This is a genomic window from Paenibacillus herberti, from assembly GCF_002233675.1.
In the GTDB taxonomy this organism is placed as follows: Bacteria; Bacillota; Bacilli; order Paenibacillales; family Paenibacillaceae; genus Paenibacillus_O; species Paenibacillus_O herberti.
Genome location: NZ_NMUQ01000002.1, coordinates 333,637 through 349,606 on the forward strand (window position 1 = coordinate 333,637; position 15,970 = coordinate 349,606).

At 55.5% G+C, this 15,970-nt stretch carries 14 protein-coding genes; all 14 read right to left on the reverse strand.

What is annotated here, in order from left to right; all coding sequences use genetic code 11:
- Positions 1–792: 792 nt before the first annotated feature.
- Positions 793–1,458 (reverse strand): TraX family protein, encoded by a 666-nt coding sequence (locus CGZ75_RS14060; RefSeq protein WP_089524925.1) that lies wholly within the window; start codon positions 1,456–1,458, stop codon positions 793–795.
- 261 nt (positions 1,459–1,719) lie between these two features.
- Positions 1,720–3,135 (reverse strand): argininosuccinate lyase, encoded by a 1,416-nt coding sequence (gene argH / locus CGZ75_RS14065; protein WP_089524926.1) that lies wholly within the window; start codon positions 3,133–3,135, stop codon positions 1,720–1,722.
- 220 nt (positions 3,136–3,355) lie between these two features.
- The gene (locus CGZ75_RS14070; protein WP_089524927.1) at positions 3,356–4,594 is read right to left on the reverse strand and encodes an argininosuccinate synthase; all 1,239 of its coding nucleotides are present in this window, start codon (positions 4,592–4,594) and stop codon (positions 3,356–3,358) included.
- A gap of 126 nt (positions 4,595–4,720) precedes the next feature.
- On the reverse strand, positions 4,721–5,701 hold the full coding sequence (argF, locus tag CGZ75_RS14075) for an ornithine carbamoyltransferase (protein ID WP_245850864.1): 981 nt from the start codon (positions 5,699–5,701) through the stop codon (positions 4,721–4,723).
- A 39-nt stretch (positions 5,702–5,740) separates the two neighbouring features.
- Positions 5,741–6,925: an acetylornithine transaminase gene (locus CGZ75_RS14080; protein ID WP_089524928.1), complete on the reverse strand. Its 1,185-nt coding sequence runs from the start codon at positions 6,923–6,925 to the stop codon at positions 5,741–5,743.
- Positions 6,926–6,993: 68 nt separating this feature from the next.
- Positions 6,994–7,785: an acetylglutamate kinase gene (gene argB / locus CGZ75_RS14085; protein ID WP_089525889.1), complete on the reverse strand. Its 792-nt coding sequence runs from the start codon at positions 7,783–7,785 to the stop codon at positions 6,994–6,996.
- 84 nt (positions 7,786–7,869) lie between these two features.
- On the reverse strand, positions 7,870–9,117 hold the full coding sequence (gene argJ, locus CGZ75_RS14090; RefSeq protein ID WP_089524929.1) for a bifunctional ornithine acetyltransferase/N-acetylglutamate synthase: 1,248 nt from the start codon (positions 9,115–9,117) through the stop codon (positions 7,870–7,872).
- Between the two features lie 39 nt (positions 9,118–9,156).
- On the reverse strand, positions 9,157–10,206 hold the full coding sequence (argC, locus tag CGZ75_RS14095; RefSeq protein ID WP_089524930.1) for an N-acetyl-gamma-glutamyl-phosphate reductase: 1,050 nt from the start codon (positions 10,204–10,206) through the stop codon (positions 9,157–9,159).
- Between the two features lie 232 nt (positions 10,207–10,438).
- Complete coding sequence (locus CGZ75_RS14100) at positions 10,439–10,783, reverse strand: EamA family transporter (RefSeq protein WP_089524931.1); 345 nt, start codon at positions 10,781–10,783, stop codon at positions 10,439–10,441.
- Positions 10,783–11,310 (reverse strand): DUF2304 domain-containing protein, encoded by a 528-nt coding sequence (locus CGZ75_RS14105; RefSeq protein ID WP_089524932.1) that lies wholly within the window; start codon positions 11,308–11,310, stop codon positions 10,783–10,785. Before CGZ75_RS14105 ends, CGZ75_RS14100 begins: the two co-directional genes overlap by 1 nt.
- Positions 11,300–12,058, reverse strand: coding sequence for a glycosyltransferase family 2 protein (locus tag CGZ75_RS14110; RefSeq protein ID WP_089524933.1), 759 nt, complete (start codon positions 12,056–12,058; stop codon positions 11,300–11,302). Before CGZ75_RS14110 ends, CGZ75_RS14105 begins: the two co-directional genes overlap by 11 nt.
- Positions 12,058–13,323: an ArnT family glycosyltransferase gene (locus CGZ75_RS14115; protein WP_089524934.1), complete on the reverse strand. Its 1,266-nt coding sequence runs from the start codon at positions 13,321–13,323 to the stop codon at positions 12,058–12,060. Before CGZ75_RS14115 ends, CGZ75_RS14110 begins: the two co-directional genes overlap by 1 nt.
- Before the next feature lie 256 nt (positions 13,324–13,579).
- The gene (locus tag CGZ75_RS14120) at positions 13,580–14,512 is read right to left on the reverse strand and encodes a YitT family protein (protein WP_425436517.1); all 933 of its coding nucleotides are present in this window, start codon (positions 14,510–14,512) and stop codon (positions 13,580–13,582) included.
- A gap of 340 nt (positions 14,513–14,852) precedes the next feature.
- Positions 14,853–15,969, reverse strand: a protein-coding gene (prfB, locus tag CGZ75_RS14125; protein ID WP_141136767.1) for a peptide chain release factor 2 whose coding sequence is annotated in 2 segments (ribosomal slippage) — positions 14,853–15,896 and positions 15,898–15,969 — 1,116 coding nt in all. Because the reading frame shifts where the segments join, the coding sequence is not laid out codon by codon here.
- Position 15,970 lies beyond the last annotated feature (1 nt).

The window sequence follows — 15,970 nt, forward strand, 5'->3', positions numbered from 1 at the left end:
AAAAGCTACTTGAGAGCTCGAACTCAGGCTACACAACTCGCACCAAGTAACAAAAGCTACTTGAGAGCTCGAACTCAGGCTACACAACTCGCATCAAGTAGCTAAAGCTACTTGAGAGCTCGAACTCAAGCTTCGCAGCTCGCATCAAGTAGCTAAAGCTACTTGAGAGCTCAACTCAGGCTACACAGCTCCCACCAAGTAACAAAAGCTACTTGAGAGCTCGAAATCAAGCTTCGCAGCTCGCACCAAGTAACAAAAGCTACTTGAGAGCTCGAACTCAGGCTACACAACTCGCACCAAGTAACAAAAGCTACTTGAGAGCTCGAACTCAGGCTACACAACTCGCACCAAGTAACAAAAGCTACTTGAGAGCTCGAACTCAGGCTACACAACTCGCACCAAGTAACAAAAGCTACTTGAGAGCTCGAACTCAGGCTACACAACTCGCACCAAGTAACAAAAGCTACTTGATTCCCAGGACGGTCGGCTCTTGTTGCCTCCTCTTCCAACTCTCTTGTTCTCTTGTTCTCTTGTTCTCTTGTTCTCTTGTTCTCTTGCTCTCTTGTTCTCTTGTTCTCTTGCTCTCTTGTTCTCTTGTTCTCTCGTTGAGCTATATAGTATGGCAAACAATGCGGCCTCGCAGTGCCTCCCTTGTACAGAAAACTTATGCCTTAAAAAACGAGAACTTATACTTATGAGATAACAAAAAGCAAGGCCCGCCCGCATCCCATCAATGGGACCCGGGCGGGCCTTGCTTTTATCGGAATCCACGAAGTGATAACTAACCCTTCTCTACCTTGCCGAGGCCAACAGGAATTCCACAGCGGCGAGAGCCGCCAAATGCGCCGGATAGAAAGAGCGCCATAACCAGCGCGGAACTCGGATTTTGTTCAGCTCCTCGCGAAGCTCTGCGCCATACATGAGCAGAATCGTCGAAACAATGCTGTATAGCTGAAGCCCCCAACTCGGTCCGACCAATACTAAATACATGACGTTGAGCAGCAGATGCAGCAGAACGGTCCAACCACGTTGTGAGTAACGATAGATGAGAATAAGCAGCAGCCCGTATCCATTGTAGTCGAACGGTAGTTCAGTCATAACAACAAAGGTAAACAATACAAGCGGTACAATAAAGAACCAAGCCGCAATCCGAGGCATTTTTCCCGCCAACAACCAGTCAATCCCATATAACACGAACACCGAGACGAGCAACGTAAAGATATTATTGTAACCCGTTGTATCGAATGCCAGCATGTACGGGAGCTGTGTCAACAACGCTAGTACCGCCAGGCGCAACAGATATTTAGGCTGGGATGAGGTCATCCGATACCCAACCGTAATTAAATAGGCATAGATGGGAAAGGAAATTCGGCCAATCATTCTCCATACTTGCGAATCGGGGAAAAACATCAGCCCAACGTGATCGATTAGCATTGTAACGATGGCTAGTAGTTGCATGAACGGCCTCCTTTCCTAGATTCTGGATTTGCAGCCGCTCCAAACGTTTCCGTTTCAGCTCGGCCGCCTTGCTGTCTACAGTATAACAATCCCTTGCTGCGCCTGCCATCACACCCGCTTCTCTTCCATCCATTCCCTGCACTTCTCCACTGAAAAAGATGATGCCCACTGTCCATACCCGGCATACGGGTTTACAGCAAACAAGCCCCCGTCCTTAAATTGGACAAGAGCTTGCTTATTTAATCTTGCTTACCAAGGCTTCTACGCCTCAGCCTGAGTATGCTTTTCTATCCAAACAGCGACGCTGTCCAGAGCCAGCGTGGCGCGGCCGATAGCGGCCTCGACCTGCGGCCGGGCAGTACCGCCGTAAACGTTGCGCGCATTGACGACCGTCTCCGGCTGCAGCACCTCGTAGATACGCTCGTCGAACAGCTCCGAGAAGCCTTTGAACTCGTCAAGCGTCAGATCCAGCAAGAACTTATTGTTCTCGATGCAGTACAATACCGTCTTGCCGATCACCTCATGCGCCTGGCGGAACGGCAACCCTTTGCCAACGAGGAAGTCGGCAATATCGGTGGCGTTGGAGAAGTCCTTGTTGACCGCTTCGCGCATCTGGCCCTTGTTGACCTTCATCGTAGCGATCATCGGAGCAAACAGGCGCAGCGCGCCGGACATCGTTTTCACCGTGTCGAACATGCCTTCCTTGTCTTCCTGCATGTCCTTGTTATAGGCAAGCGGCAATGATTTGAGCACGGTCAGCAAGCCAACCAGATTGCCGTATACCCGTCCCGTTTTGCCACGTACAAGCTCCGGCACGTCCGGGTTTTTCTTCTGTGGCATGATGCTACTGCCGGTGCAGAACGCATCATCCAGCTCCACGAAGCGGAATTCTGTGCTCGACCAGAGGATCAGCTCCTCTGACAGGCGCGACAGATGCATCATGATGATGGAGGCATGTGACAGAAACTCCAGAATAAAGTCACGATCACTTACCGCATCCAGGCTGTTCTCATACACACGACCAAAGCCGAGCTGCTCCGCCACGAAATGCCGGTCAATCGGGAAAGTCGTTCCCGCCAGCGCACCTGCGCCAAGCGGCAGCGTATCAATGCGCTTGTAGCTGTCCTGCAACCGCTCGATATCGCGGCCTAACATGCTCACATACGCCATCAGATGATGGGCGAATAGAATCGGCTGCGCGCGCTGCAAATGTGTATAACCAGGTACGATCGTGTCCAGGTTTTCCCGAGCCTGACCGATCAGCGCCTCTTGCAAATTGCGAAGCAGTCCAACGAATTCTACGACCCGCGTGCGCAGGTACAAATGCATATCCGTCGCGACTTGGTCGTTGCGGCTGCGGCCTGTATGCAGCTTGCCACCGACCGGACCAATGTCCTCGATCAGCGCTTTTTCGATATTCATATGAATGTCCTCGTCGGACACGCTATAGTCCAGTTCACCGTTACGAATGCGCTCCAGCACCCGCTTCAGGCCGCCCTTAATCGTTTCAACATCCTCGGCTGGCAGAATCTCCTGCTTGCCGAGCATAGTTACATGCGCCAAGCTGCCGCGCACATCTTCCTCAGCCAGCTCCTTGTCGAACGTAATCGACGCCGTATATTCCTCAACTAGCTGGTCGGTCTGCTTCGTGAATCGTCCGCCCCATAGTTTACTCATATTCTTTCCGTGCCTCCCCATTGTAAATGGCAACGGGCCTGCAGACGCCTGTACGTTCTGCAAGCCCATCTATTATGCTCAGCTCAACGCGGCGCCGACTGCTTCGCCATGCTAATGCGGCTCTATTCCACCATCGACTGCATCGCTATGTTAGCCTTTACAGCTCGACTCCACCATCGACTGCTTCGCCTCTGCTCCACCGCCGACTGCCTCCGCTATGCTACCCCTTGCGGCTCTGCTCCACGCCGGAGGATACTTTCAAGCGCAGCGCGTTCAGGCGGATAAATCCTGTCGCATCGCCTTGATCATATGCCTGCGAAGGATCGGCCTCCATTGTAGCGATGTCGGGATTGTACAGACTGACTGGGCTTTTAACGCCAGCGCCGATCACATTGCCCTTGTACAGCTTCAAGCGAACTGTGCCGCTGACGTTCCTCTGACTTTCGTTCACGAGAGCTTGCATTGCCAGCCGCTCTGGCGCGAACCAGAAGCCGTTGTACACAAGCGTTGCATACTTGGCGATCAGGGAATCACGTAGATGCATGACGTCGCGATCCATCGTCAGCGATTCCATTTTGCGATGGGCCGTGAACAGAATCGTACCACCCGGAGTTTCGTACACACCACGGCTCTTCATGCCGACAAAACGGTTCTCGACCATGTCAACGCGTCCGATACCATGTTTACCGCCAAGCTCATTAAGCTTATCCATCACTTGCAGAGGGCTGAGCGATTCACCGTTGATCGCCGTGCAGTCGCCCTGCTCGAACGTCAGCTCCACATACTCCGCTTTGTCCGGCGCACGCTCTGGAGACACGCTGAGCACGTACATGCCCTCATTCTCCTCGGAGCTCGGATCGAACCAAGGGTCCTCCAGCATGCCGCTCTCAAAGCTGATATGCAGCAGGTTGCGGTCCATGGAATAAGGCTTCGACGCGGAAGCCTGTACCGGAATGCCATGTTTCTCCGCATAGGCAATCATTTCCGCGCGGCCCGGGAACTCCGCCCGGAACTCCTCGCTGCGCCAAGGCGCGATAACCTTGATATCCGGTGCCAGCGCAGCGGCCGTCAGTTCGAAACGGACTTGGTCATTGCCTTTGCCGGTCGCGCCGTGCGCAATCGCCGTTGCACCCTCAGCGCGTGCAATATCTACCATACGCTTAGCGATGAGCGGACGCGCGATGGATGTGCCAAGCAGATACTGCCCTTCATAAAGAGCGCCCGATTGGAACATCGGGTAAATGAAGTCTTGCGCGAATTCATCGCGGAGGTCATCGATGTATACCTTGGAAGCGCCGGTGGCGAGAGCCTTCTCTTCCAGGCCGTCCAGCTCTTCCTTCTGACCGATGTCAGCCGTGAAAGCGATGATTTCGGCGTCATAGGTTTCCTTGAGCCATTTCAGAATGACCGATGTATCCAGGCCGCCCGAATAGGCGAGCACGATTTTTTCTTTAGCCATGGGATTTGTCCCCTTCCTAACACTATGAAAAGTTAACCGGGTCAACGGTTGACCCGGTGAATGATAACTATCACTGAAGGCTTCTGCCATGAAACGTCCATGGATAAGCCACTGTAAACTCGCTGCCTACATCAGTGCGGCCATGATGGCCTTCTGTGCATGCAGGCGATTCTCCGCCTCGTCGAATACGATGGAATGTTTGCCATCAATGACGCCTTCGCTGACTTCCTCGCCGCGATGCGCGGGCAGACAGTGCATGAACAGATAGTCGGACTTGGCATGTTTCACCAGTTCCTCGTTGACCTGGTAGGCAGCAAACGCCTTAATTCGCTCTTTCTGCTCCGCTTCCTGGCCCATGCTCGCCCACACGTCCGTGTACACGATGTCCGCTCCCTCAATCGCTTCGCGCGGGTCACGGCACACCATAATTTGCGATCCTGTCTCGGATGCAACCGCTTTGGTCTGGCTTACGATACCGGCGTCGGGTTCATAACCTTCCGGCGTTGCTACGCTCATATGCATGCCAAGCTTGGCTGCGCCCATGAGCAGTGAATGCGCCATATTGTTGCCGTCACCGATGTAAGCAACCTTCAGGCCTTCGAGCTTGCCTTTGTGCTCCAGCGCAGTCTGATAGTCTGCCATCACCTGACAAGGATGCTCGGAATCCGTCAAACCGTTGATGACCGGAATCGTTGCTCCACGAGCGAGATCGATGACAGTACGATGCGCAAAAGTACGGATCATAATACCGTCGAGGTAGCGTGAGATTACCTGCGCCGTATCAAGGATTGGCTCGCCACGACCGATTTGCAGCTCATTGCCGCTCAGAAACAGCGCGTGTCCTCCCAATTGGTACATGCCTACTTCAAAGCTGACACGTGTGCGGGTCGAAGACTTTTCAAAGATCATGCCTAGTGTCTTGCCCTTCAACGGATGATAAACCTCACCGCTCTTCTGGCGGCGCTTCAGCTCAATCGCGAGATCGATTAGGTAGCAAAGCTCTTGCGGCGTATAGTCAGCGAGCGCGAGGAAGTCGCGCCCCTTGAGGCTGGCGGCCAGCTCCTCGCTGGCGGCTCCGGTCAGAATGGAAGTTTCCTGCATGCTCATGGGATAAACACCTGCTTTTCTATGAAAATCGAGCTTCCCTTACTTGGGAGCCGTTACTGTTTTCTCTTTGAGGACCGCTGCGATAATGCCCACTGCCTGATCGATTTCTTCATGGGAAACGAGCAGATTCGGCAGCAGCCGCACTACGTTCGGGCCAGCGGGTACGACGAGCAGCCCGCGCTCCCGCATCGTAGCGATGACTTCAGCGACCGGACCCGCGCATTCGATGCCGATCAGCAGGCCGAGCCCGCGAATTTGCTTGACCCATGGGTTGCCCGCGAGCTTCTCGCGAAGCTGGCCCGTCAAATAGCTGGCTGCGCCCGCCGCGCGGTCGGACAGCCTTTTGCCGGCAATCTCCTGCACCGTCGCCTTGACTACTGCCGAAGCAAGCGGCGTACCGCCGAACGTCGTGGCATGAGAGCCCGGCGTGAATGCCTCACGCAGGAACTCCTTGGCCAGCACCGCACCAACCGGGAAGCCGCTGCCGAGCCCTTTGGCCGCTGTGAAAATATCCGGCTGCACACCGTAATGCTCATGTGCAAAAAGCTTACCGGTGCGTCCCATTCCCGTCTGCACCTCGTCAACGATAAGCAGAATACCTTTGTTACGGCATAGCTTCGACAGGTCATGCAGGAACTCCGGCTTCACCGGCAGCACGCCACCTTCAGCCTGTACTATCTCCAACATAACCGCCGCAGTGCGTTCATTCATCGCGTCTTTGACAGCGTCCAGATCATGCATCGGCACCGTCACAAAGCCTTCCGGAAGCGGTAGGAAGCCTTCCTTGACCTTATCCTGACCGGTCGCCGTCAGCGTTGCCAATGTCCGTCCGTGGAACGATTGGTCGAACGTGATAATCTCGTAGCGATGCTCGCCCTTCACCTTCTGGAAATAACGCCGAGCCAGCTTAATCGCACCTTCGTTGGCTTCCGCACCGGAGTTGCAGAAGAAGACCGCATCGGCACAAGTATGCTGCACGAGCAGCTGGGCCGCCTCCTCCTGTACCGGAATACGGAACAGATTGGACACATGCCATACTTGATCCAGCTGCTGGATCAATGCTTCCTTGATCACCTTGGGCGCGTGGCCCAGGTTCGTAACGGCCAGTCCGCACATAAAGTCCAGATACTTGTTTCCCGCGTCGTCCCACAGCCAGCTGCCTTCACCCTTGACGAGTGCCAGTGGATACCTGGCGTAGGTTGGAAATAATGCCTCTCCGCTCATCTCTTTTCCGCCTCTCCGGTTCAAACTATTTCGCCACAACCGCAGCGCATCGCGCCCGGCTCTTCGCGTTAAGCCTCGATAATCGTGCCTACGCCGCCTTCCAGGACGGCGCGGCTCAGCACATTCGGCTCCGTGCCGCTGACGATGGCCACCTCGCGCACATTGCCGTGCAGGCAAGCCAGCGCCGCCCGCACTTTAGGAATCATGCCGCCGTAAATCTCGCCGCTAGCGATCATTGCCTCAATCTCCACCGCAGTGATACGCGGCATCACTTGCCGCTCGCCGTCCACGATGCGCAGAATACCCGGCACATCCGTGACAACGATCATCCGTTCCACGCCAAGCTGCGAGGCGACTGCACCCGCCGCCGTATCGGCGTTGATGTTGTAGCGTTGGCCGGCGCTGTCAATGCCGACAGGTGCGATAACCGGGATGTAACCCATCCCCATCACGCCCTCGATGACCGCCGCATTGACTTCCGTTACCTCACCGACGTAACCGATCTCATCGGCATTGGGCACCGGTTTTGCCCCAATGAGCATGCCGTCCACGCCAGACAGACCGATCGCCCGCGCGCCCGCTCCCTGAATGCGCCGAACGATCTCCTTGTTGATCGTGCCGGACAGCACCATCTCCACAACGTCCAGCACTTCCTCCGTCGTCCGCCGCAGGCCCCCGACGAATTCCGTCTCGATGCCTAGCTTCTCCAGCGTACCGGAGATGGCGGGGCCGCCGCCATGCACGATGACCGGACGCACACCGCTCTCCTGCAGCTGACGCAGGTCCTCGAAAAAGGCGGCAGGCAGCGCCGCAAGCGTGCTGCCTCCACATTTCATCACAAAACGCTGTTCCTTTGCCATCCGATTCAGCATGCTCCTTCCCCTCGGCTTTCCAGCCCCGCGCCTGTACACGGGCGGAATGCCGCCAGTCCTTGCTTGCTCTTATTAAGTGCGGTAAGCCGCATTGATGCGTACATAGTCGTAAGTCAGATCGCAGCCCCATGCCACTGCATGGCCATCGCCGAGCTTGAGATCAACGATGATTTCCACCGTATCGCCCTTGAGGTACTCCAACGCCGCCTCCTCATCAAAGGCAACAGGCCGAGAGTCCTCCAGTGTCAAAATCGGTCCAAGCGCAATGTCCACCGTGTCTGGGTCCAGCGGCTCTCCGGCTCTGCCAGCAGCCGCGATAATGCGGCCCCAGTTGGCATCGGCTCCGAATACAGCCGATTTCACGAGCGAGGAGCCGACGATCGTCTTGGCGATCGCGGCAGCGGAAGCATCACTTTCGGCGCCGCTTACCCGCACTTCAATCAGCTTCGTCGCGCCTTCGCCGTCGCGGGCGATCGCCTTGGCGAGCACCTCGCACACATAAATGAGCGCGGAGGCGAATGCTTCCCAGTCGGGATGATCAGGCGTCAGCTCGTCGCCGCCGGCGAGTCCGCTCGCCATCGCGACGAGCATATCGTTGGTGCTCGTATCGCCGTCAACGGTAATCATGTTGAACGTCTTGTCGGTCGCCTGCCGCAGCAGCGCATGCAGCGCCTCGCTGCCGACCGGCGCATCCGTAGTGACGAAGCCGAGCATCGTCGCCATATTGGGATGAATCATGCCGGAGCCTTTGGCGGCTCCTGCGACATGCACGGTCCGGCCGTTCACCTGAACGGCTACACACACGGACTTCTGCACGAGATCCGTCGTCAGGATCGCCTGGCAAAAATCATCCGAACCCTCGCGGCCATCCTTGAGCCGCTGCGGCAGCGCCGCGATGCCGGTACGCACGCGGTCCATCTTGAGCAGCTCGCCGATGACGCCGGTGGAGGCGACGGCGACCCCCTCAAGCGGCACGCCCGCCGCATCCGCAAAGGCGGCGCGCATCTCGTAGGCATCGGCCTCGCCTTGCCGGCCGGTGCAAGCGTTGGCGTTGCCGCTGTTGACGAGCAACGCACGCAGGCGGCCGCCTGCGGCCAAGCTCTCGCGCGTCACTTTGAGCGGTGCCGCCTGGACCTTGCTCGTCGTATAGACCGCCGCAGCGGCCGCCGGCACCTCGCAGAGGATGGCGCCCAAATCATGACGGTCTGTTTTTTTCAATCCGCAATGCAAGCCGCCCGCCCGAAATCCCGCTGGAGTCGTCACGGAGCCGTCCTCCACAACGGTGAATCGCTGTACTGCCGTATGCTGTGATTGTGCCATCCTACACTTGCCTCTCCTTCTGGCGCTGACGCGTCTTCATTATGGATACATGGGTATGAACTGCAAACCTGCGCTCTCTTCCCAGCCCATCATCAGATTAAGATTCTGGATCGCCTGACCCGCCGCTCCCTTGACGAGATTGTCGATGACCGACACGAACGTGACGCGCCCGGTGCGCTTGTCGACAGCAAAGCCAATGTCGCAGTAATTGGAGCCGCTGACCTCTTTGGTTGCGGGCCAAACACCTACAGGACGAATACGCACAAACGGACGTCCGCGATAGAACTCCCGATACAGCTCCACGAACTCCTCATCGCTACGCTCCTTAGTCAGCTTGGCGTACATGGTCGACATTATGCCCCGTGACATAGGTACGAGATGAGGCGTGAACGTAGTAATGACCTCGCGACCCGCCGCGTCAGAGACAAAACGCTCAATCTCGGGAGTATGCTGATGTTTATTGAGCTTGTAGGCTTTGAGACTTTCATTAAGCTCCGAGTAATGCGTACCCAAGCTGGCACCTCGGCCCGCTCCAGATACGCCGCTCTTAGCGTCGATAATAATTGTGTCCGGGTCGATCCAGCCCGCCTTGATCGCCGGCAAGAGACCAAGCAGCGTCGCAGTCGGGTAACAGCCCGGATTGGAAATGAACGCTGCATCCTTCACCTGGTCGCCGTAAATTTCAGACAAGCCGTACACCGCTTGCTCCAGATAAGCTGGATCCCCGGCAGGTTTGCCGTACCACTGCTCATACAGTCCTGACTGCGGCAAACGGAAATCGCCCGACAGATCGATGACCTTCAATCCCTGCTCCAGCAGCTGCGGAGCCAGCTTCGAGGCAACGCCTGCAGGAGTTGCAAGGAATACGACATCAGCCTTGGCGCCAATGGCCGCAGGGTCGACATCGTCCAGTAGATCCCTGCGGATTTCGCTCAGATGCGGGTAGCCGCTAGCAATTGGCTCGCCTGCGCTGGAGGAGGAAATAACGGAGCTGACCTCCGCATAAGGATGCGCCTGGAGCAATCGGATGAGCTCTACCCCGCCATAACCCGTTGATCCTACAATCGCCACTCTAACCTTGCTTTCCATCGCCGCACTCTCCCATCCTGTCCCGCAGCAACACTGCCGCTAGTTTCGGTCCGGCCGTCTCAGACCAACCGATTTCCGAATCATTATACGTTTATATTAATAAAAATACAATAGATAAATTGCATCCTATTTATTCGATTTCCAAATTCCCTTTCCCTCCCCTTGCAAAGGGCCGCCAGGCAGAAAAACAAACAGGCATGAAGCTTTGACGCTTCATGCCTGGCCTTTGATCTTACTTCCAGCTGACGATCATCACTCCCGCTACAATAACAGCGCAGCCGACCCAGCGGTTGAGCGGAATAGCTTCGCCGAACAGCTGCCATGCCAGTACAATCCCGAATACATAGGCCAAGCTCTGCAGCGGGTAAGCCGCGCTAAGCGGCAGTCGGGACAGCACCGCCAGCCAGAGCACTGTCGCCACACCATACAGGCCAATACCGGCCAAGATTAATGGCGACAGGAGCACCTGCAGCCAGTTGCCTCCCGTTAGGCCGCCCAGTCGGTCAAGTCCAAGCTTCCAAAGCAGTTGACCCGCAACGAGGCAAACAATATTCGCTCCAAGCAGCAGATACGGCATTAACGTACCTCCCTGAAGTCCGACGGTTTATGTCGGCTGCCGGCTGGCCGTTCATAACCAGTCGATTCTTCGAGAGTTTGCAGGCTGTCGTCCAGCCTTTTGTAACCGCATGTTTCTTCTTGAGTTTGCAGGACGCCGCCCGGCCGGTCTTGACCAGACAGCCCTTCAAGCTCCTCGACCCGCAGCTGCAGTCGATAAAGCTGCTCCTGTTTAAGCGCAGTCGTTTGCGTGAGCGAGATTAGCTTCTGCGTTAAGGAGGATACCGCAATTGTCTGATGCAACAGCAGGAACAGCACGCCCATTAGGCCGATAAAATAAAGCAACGACGGTGCATAAATGACGTGGAGCGTTCTGGCCATATCCTCCAACAGGCTTGGAAACAGCGAGAGCACCATCATCGCCATGCCAAGCGCCAACCAGAGCAGAGCGTACTGCTCTCTCAGCTTCCGCTTACGAATAAGATGCAGAATCGTACCGACGAACAGCAGGCTGATGGCGAAGCCAAATCCATAAATTTCAGCGTTCATAGCCAAAGCTCCAGTCCCTCTTTTTCTTCTTCGTTTTGGCAATAAGCACGGCCAAGATGACCTTTACCATATAATAACCAGACTTCAGCGGAGAAATGCTCGATACCCCGCCTTGCCGTTCCTGCATAACGACTGGGAGCTCCACGAAGCGCCCATGATGGTTGTCCAACTGAATGAGTGCCTCCACCTCGGGATAGTCCGTCGGGTATTCGCGAGCGAACAGCTCCGCAGCCTTGCGGCTGCATAAACGGTAACCGGAAGTCGGATCGGTAACACGACGGCCGGTCAACACGGTGACCAGCGCCGCGAGCAGTTCGATACCCCGCTTGCGGGCGAAGGAGGATTGGAAGCCCTCTTTTTCCAAAAATCGCGATCCGACCACCATATCCGCCTCATGCCGTTTCATGGCGTCCATCATGCGAGACAGCTCGCGAGGATCATGTTGGCCGTCCGCATCAATCTGCACCGCATAGGCATAACCTTCCTCCACTGCGTAACGGTACCCGGCTTGAACCGCTCCACCGATGCCGAGGTTGCAGCTCAGCTCAAGCACCGGCACTCCGCTGGCACGGGCCAGCCTTCCTGTATTGTCGGTGGAACCGTCGTTGACGACGACCACATCAGCATAAGGAGCGTACTCCTGAATTCTAGCGATTGTGTCAGGGATAGCAGCCGCTTCATTGTAAGCAGGGACGATAACAAGCACATTGCGCTCGCTTTCCCGGTTGGTCTTTAGTTTCTTTGCCATTAGCTTGTACCTCCTTTTACGCTTTCCTGAAAGCTTGTCCGCTCTCTGCGTCGATTCCGCCACATCCCCCAAACCAAGGCTGCCACGGCACAGTCGATAACGATGAACAGCGGCATGACGGTAAAGTTATATCGATATTCCGGAACGAATAGCAGTCTTAAACCCGACATCGCGACGATAATCGCCGCCGGCAGCATCGCGGGATGCCTCCATCTCCACAGCAGTAGAATAATGGACATCGCGCCCGCTCCTACGAGCAATCGATGGTAAAGATTCCGCTGCTCCAAAGGCAAAGGAAGCACCGGATAATCCGGGTCATGTCCACTGCCGTAGAACATCCGTCCGTACGTATGCTCCAGCTTGCCGATCGTATACCACTTCAAGTAGGTCCCGGTATGCTCCGTGAAGCCGATGCTCAGACGCTCACGGGCTACCTCCATCTGCGTTTTGCCTTCGCGGTCGACTAGACCGTCCCCGTAGTTTTTGTCTGGATAGGTCCCTGCGGTAAAAGGGTTCTGCTGCGTCGAAGTAATTACAACCTCGCCCAGCGTCACCACGTTACGAATCACCCAAGGTGACAGCACCAGCACTAACCCCGCGCCGCATAACACGAGCTGTCTCAGCGTCTGCCGCCAGCTGCGCGTCCAGAGCAGCAGCACAACATGAGAGAGCAGAATGAGCGGCAGGAACTCCGCTCGTGTCAGCACGGTCAGGCCAAGCACCGCTCCTGCCAGAAACATAAACGGTTTCCTTTCGGAGCGGAAGGCGAGTAGCTGCAGATAAACGTAGAGCGTCAGCAGAAAAGCTGCGAGCGTCTCTGTCAAAATACCTCCTGCGGACCAGATAAAAGGCGGATAGATCGCAGCCAGTGCCGCTGCGGATAGTCCGGCCCAGCGGCCCGCAAGTTGCTTGCCAAGCGCGTAGATTAGGACAAGCATCGCCATGCTGATGCCAGCCTGGATATAACGGATGAGCGGGAATGGGCTCCGCTCCTCATAATCCGCTATCCCATACATAGCTGCCAGGAATAGTGGATAGCCCGGTGTTACTTGGGCGTTTGACTCTGTGCTTTTATAAGCGTAGACGCCTTGCTCCAGCATTTGCCGGACCATGATGTCGTAGTTCTGCGCGTCATGGGGTACTTGATGTTCCACACTACGGAGGAAGTCCAGTCGCAGGAACGCCCCCAGCAGCAGCACCGCCAGGAGCAGCACCAAAACAAGCTTGCCATTTGGGCGGCTCTGCTCCTTTACATTTTCGTTCATTGGGCGGTGCTCCTCTCAAGTTTCATCTCTGGTTGTCTAGTTTCTTCTTACACTCGCCCCTCCACCGCTGAATCTTGCCAAATATCGGAACATGCCAAAGAGGCCGTCCCTAAGTCATTTAATTATGACTTTTCGGACGGCCAAATATCCTATCTCATCGTTTACCGGCCCCTTGGATCTGTCGTTTATACGGCAGGCACGCGGCTACATGCTGGCCATTCAGCATACTTCTTCTCACTCTCCATAGAGCACCCAATCAGCCTTCAAACTTAAAGCCTCTCCCCAGCACCTCTGCAGTATGGCTGATGATGACAAAAGCATCCGGGTCCACACCCTGCACAAGCCGCTTTAGCTCGGGAACCTCGTTTTGGCTTACAACGACCATCAGCACCGCACGAGCATCGCCCGTATAACCTCCGTGAGCGTCGAGGCTGGTTAAGCCTCGATCCAGATCATTCAGTACGACATCTGCGATCTCATCGGAGCGGGAACTGATAATAAAGGCCACCTTGGAAACCGCCAGCCCGGTTTGCACGATATCGATCGTTTTGCTCGTCACGAACAGACCGATAAGTGCATACAGCGCATTCTCAGGAGAAAGTAAAATTCCTGCTGCAGCGATAACCAGGCCATCCATAATGGCAACGCACAGTCCGAGCGATAGACCTGTGTACCGATGTAGAATTTGCGCCGCCAAGTCCGTGCCGCCAGTCGAGCCTCTGCCCCTGAATACGAGCCCAAGCCCGAGGCCCACTCCAATGCCGCCATAGATTGATGCCAGCAGCGGATTCTCTGTCGGCACGCCCAAGTTAGCCGTTAACAGCACGAACAGCGGTAGGATGGCTGAGCCGAACAACGTTTGAAGACCAAAGCGGCGCCCCAACAGCAGCATGCCTGCCAAAAACAGAGGAATGTTGAGCGCCCACTGTGAATAGGCGGGAGTGAAGCCGTACAAATGCTCCAGCAGCACAGATACGCCAGATATTCCTCCTGAGGCAATGCCGTTCGGCAGCAGGAAGCTGTTGAAGCTGGCTGCAATGACTAGCGCTCCAGCAAGGATCGATAGCAGGTTAGACACCCGTTGGTTCAGCAAAGGTTTTCTGCTCTTCCGGTACTTACGGGGTTTAGCTTTCCCTGCACCCCCGTCGACTCTACCATGCTCGGCTTTCTGTTCGTTTCGTGCTCCCAACACGGCTTGCATCGGCTGTTCCCCTTGCCATATCTCTTCAAGCCGTGTTCCCCGGCTACGATCTTCATAACTTTTAGGCTGCCCATTGTTCTCGTCCAACAATCTCAGCTCATCAAGCGCTTCTCGCCTTCTCGATTCTTCTTGCTTCTTCTCCGGATGCTCTTTATCTTTGCGCCGCCTCTGATCATCCACCGAGTTCATATTCCCCTTTCATCCCGTCAGCCCGCGCAAACGCAGCTCTGCCGCGGTAACGCGCATCATCTTTTCATTCCGCGCGAAAAAGAGTTCTCCACTGTACAAGTGTAAGAACTCTTCTTCTTTTCTATTCTTGACAGGACGCTCAGGATTCAGGTTGCTGCCTGATCTGATGGCGAAGATAGCCGTTGATAAAGCTATCCAAGTCGCCGTCCATGACCGCACCTACATTACCTGTCTCGATTGAGGTACGATGGTCCTTGACCATGCTGTAAGGATGGAATACGTACGAGCGAATCTGGCTGCCCCAGGCAATCTCAGACTGCTCCCCGCGGATCTCAGCCAAATGTTTCTGCTGCTCCTCGATCTTAAGCTCATATAGCTTGGAACGAAGCATCTTCATCGCTCGATCGCGGTTATGAATCTGGGAGCGTTCCTTCTGACAAGCAACAACAATGCCGGAAGGGATATGCGTGATCCGAATTGCAGATTCCGTCTTATTGACATGCTGACCGCCTGCGCCGCTGGAACGATAGGTGTCGATCTTAAGATCGTCAGAACGGATTTCGATCTCGATGTCGTCATCGATCTCCGGCATGACATCGCAGGAAGCGAAGGACGTATGCCGGCGGCCGGATGCATCAAAAGGAGAGATACGCACCAACCGATGTACGCCCTTCTCAGCCTTCAAATAGCCGTAGGCATTATGTCCCTTGATGCTGATCGTAACACTCTTGATACCGGCCTCGTCGCCCGCAAGATAATCCAGCACCTCGACCTTGTAGCCATGCTTCTCAGCCCAGCGAGTGTACATGCGGTACAGCATTTGGCCCCAGTCCTGAGATTCCGTACCACCCGCTCCAGGATGCAGCTCCAAAATCGCGTCCAGCTTGTCATACGGTTGGTTGAGCAACAGTTGCAGCTCGAAATCACCGATTTTGTTCATTAGGTCGGCCACGCCAGCCGTCAGCTCGCTGTCCAAGGATTCATCCTCTTCTTCTGCTGCGAGCTCCAGTAGCGTCTCAAGGTCCTCGCGCTGCGTGCTCAGCCTATCATACTGATCCGCAACAGACTTCACGGCATTAAGCTCGGAGATGACCTTTTGAGCCTTCTCGTTGTCATCCCAGAAATCCAGAGCCGTCATTTTCTCTTCAAAGTTCGCTATGATCTCTTGCTTGAGATCTAAGTCAAAGAGACCCCCTGAGATCTTGGAGCCGCTTTGCCGCCTCACGCAGATCTTGCTTCACCGTTACGTCGATCATG

Coding starts and splice junctions, on each gene's coding strand:
- CGZ75_RS14060 (WP_089524925.1), bottom strand. CDS start 1,458: ATGCAACTACTAGCCATCGTTACAATGCTAATCGATCACGTTGGGCTG.
- argH (WP_089524926.1), bottom strand. CDS start 3,135: ATGAGTAAACTATGGGGCGGACGATTCACGAAGCAGACCGACCAGCTA.
- CGZ75_RS14070 (WP_089524927.1), bottom strand. CDS start 4,594: ATGGCTAAAGAAAAAATCGTGCTCGCCTATTCGGGCGGCCTGGATACA.
- argF (WP_245850864.1), bottom strand. CDS start 5,701: ATGAGCATGCAGGAAACTTCCATTCTGACCGGAGCCGCCAGCGAGGAG.
- CGZ75_RS14080 (WP_089524928.1), bottom strand. CDS start 6,925: ATGAGCGGAGAGGCATTATTTCCAACCTACGCCAGGTATCCACTGGCA.
- argB (WP_089525889.1), bottom strand. CDS start 7,785: ATGGCAAAGGAACAGCGTTTTGTGATGAAATGTGGAGGCAGCACGCTT.
- argJ (WP_089524929.1), bottom strand. CDS start 9,117: ATGGCACAATCACAGCATACGGCAGTACAGCGATTCACCGTTGTGGAG.
- argC (WP_089524930.1), bottom strand. CDS start 10,206: ATGGAAAGCAAGGTTAGAGTGGCGATTGTAGGATCAACGGGTTATGGC.
- CGZ75_RS14100 (WP_089524931.1), bottom strand. CDS start 10,783: ATGCCGTATCTGCTGCTTGGAGCGAATATTGTTTGCCTCGTTGCGGGT.
- CGZ75_RS14105 (WP_089524932.1), bottom strand. CDS start 11,310: ATGAACGCTGAAATTTATGGATTTGGCTTCGCCATCAGCCTGCTGTTC.
- CGZ75_RS14110 (WP_089524933.1), bottom strand. CDS start 12,058: ATGGCAAAGAAACTAAAGACCAACCGGGAAAGCGAGCGCAATGTGCTT.
- CGZ75_RS14115 (WP_089524934.1), bottom strand. CDS start 13,323: ATGAACGAAAATGTAAAGGAGCAGAGCCGCCCAAATGGCAAGCTTGTT.